Source organism: Streptomyces sp. NPDC059455, assembly GCF_042750115.1.
Lineage (GTDB): Bacteria > Actinomycetota > Actinomycetes > Streptomycetales > Streptomycetaceae > Streptomyces > Streptomyces endocoffeicus.
In genome coordinates this window covers 1-1906 of record NZ_JBHYVB010000470.1, presented here as the reverse complement: position 1 = coordinate 1906, position 1906 = coordinate 1, and the positions used below count along the sequence as shown (strand labels likewise).

2 protein-coding genes are annotated in these 1906 nt (G+C 63.1%); one reads left to right on the top strand and one right to left on the bottom strand.

The features are described from left to right. Window positions 1-107: 107 nt before the first annotated feature. A complete protein-coding gene (locus ACFXB5_RS53620; protein ID WP_385223346.1) occupies window positions 108-1058 on the bottom strand; it encodes an NAD(P)-dependent alcohol dehydrogenase in 951 nt (316 codons plus the stop codon). A 164-nt stretch (window positions 1059-1222) separates the two neighbouring features. Between ACFXB5_RS53620 and ACFXB5_RS53615 the strand changes: the two genes are divergently transcribed. Continuing rightward, window positions 1223-1783: a TetR family transcriptional regulator gene (locus tag ACFXB5_RS53615; protein WP_086881290.1), complete on the top strand. Its 561-nt coding sequence runs from the start codon at window positions 1223-1225 to the stop codon at window positions 1781-1783. Window positions 1784-1906 lie beyond the last annotated feature (123 nt).

The window sequence follows — 1906 nt, the reverse complement described above, 5'->3', positions numbered from 1 at the left end:
CCGACGCGACAGCCGGGCGCTCAACCTGCCCACAAGCAGAAATTACCCCTCCGAGCAAGCAGAAAGGGTCCGCCAGCAAGCTGACGGACCCTCATACAAGATCGAGGCTAGGCAGTCATGTCGATGACGATCTTGCCGAATACGTCACGGCTGGCCTGCGCCGTGTAGGCGGCTTTGGCGTCCTTAAGGGCGAAGGTTTTCTGGACCACCGGTGTGATGCCGTGCTGGTCGATAAAGTCAACGAGCTGGACCAATGCTTTGGAGCTACCGACAGCTGTACCGCGGATGGAGGCGCCCTTGCTCATAAGCACAGGCAAGGGCAGCGGCGCATCGCCAGCGGAGAACAGGCCCATGACGGCGATCTCTCCGCCTGCGCCGACGGCCATGATGGATTGCGTCATCGCATCTCCCCCGACGGGGTTGACCACCTTGTCCATTCCGCCGGTGCTGGCGTAGATGTTTTCGCCCCAGGTAGGCGTGGTGCGGTAGTTGAGCACGTCTACAGTCCCGAGCTGCCGCAACTGCCCTTCCTTGGTCTGCTGGCTTGTGGTGGCAATGACCTCCGCGCCGAAGGCTCGGGCCAGCTGGAGGGCGAATAGGGAGACGCCCCCGGTGCCCAAGGTGAGGATCTTCTGGCCCGCGGTAACGGGGTGTTCCTCGGTGAGGGCCGTCCATGCGGTCAGGCCCGCGCAGACCAGAGTGGAGGCGTGCACGAAGTCCAGGCTCTGCGGCATCCGGGTGACCCGGTTGGCGTCGAGGACCACGTATTCGGCCAAGACGCCGTTCTCGCCGGGCGAGCCGAGTCCGAATCCCAGACGGTCGGTGGGCGGAGGGCCATCGACCCAGTCGCGGAAGTAGACACTGATGACGCGGTCACCGACCGCCCAGCACTCCACGCCGGCTCCCACAGCGTCGATGACTCCGCTGCCATCGGCGACCGGAATGGTTTCCTCCTCAACGCCCTGCCCGTAGTGGCCGTTCAGGATGATCTGGTCACGGTAGTTCAGCGCAGCCGCCTTCACCGCAACTCGCACTTGCCCTGGTCCCGGGTCGGGCACAGGGGCCTCCTTCATGACCAAGGCATCCTGCCCCGATTTGCCCGGTTCTAGCACCCACTTACGCATGGTGTTCCCTTCCCGTGAAGTAAGTAACTGGTTGGTTGCATTGATAGCACGCATCCAGTCCGCGATGCAACCGACTGGTTACTTGTTAGACTCGGAGGATGCGGGCTCCTGGCAGGCCGAAAGATTCGGCGCAGACGAAACGGCGCATCCTTGATGCCGCAATCACGGAATTTTCGGCGCACGGGCTCGCCGGCGCTCGGGTGGAGCGCATCACCGAGGCGGCGATGTGCAACAAGGCGATGCTCTATCGCTATTTCTCCAGCAAGGAGAAGCTCTTCGACGCCGTATTCGACGAAATCGTCGTCCGCACCGTCGACGCCGTCCCCATGGACGTTACCGACCTTCCTGGATATGCCGCGCGCATCTTCGAGCAGCACCTGCGCACACCCAACATCCTGCGCATCGCCACCTGGGACCATCTCGAACGTGGTGGAGCTGGCATGCGGCTGGCCACCGTCGCCGAGGTCAACCGGGCCAAGGTGCAGAAGATTGAAGCAGCTCAAGCGGCGGGGATGGTCACCTCCCGCTACCCGGCCGAAGTCATCCTGCACATCACGCTTGCCCTCTCACGGCCGCTCGTCGGAACTGACGTCACCATCCCCGCCGCTACCCCCTCGCATCACATCGCTGACGCCGTACGCGCTGCCCTCACCGAGTGAGCAACACCCGGCGCAAATGCTGTAGGCGCTAGCCTCGCGCTTTCACGAGACGGGCTGTCCAGCTGGTGATCAAGAAAGCAGAAAGTGCCTCTGACCAGCGAGAATGAGGATTGCTGAGGTCCT

Coding starts and splice junctions, on each gene's coding strand:
- ACFXB5_RS53615 (WP_086881290.1), top strand. CDS start 1,223: ATGCGGGCTCCTGGCAGGCCGAAAGATTCGGCGCAGACGAAACGGCGC.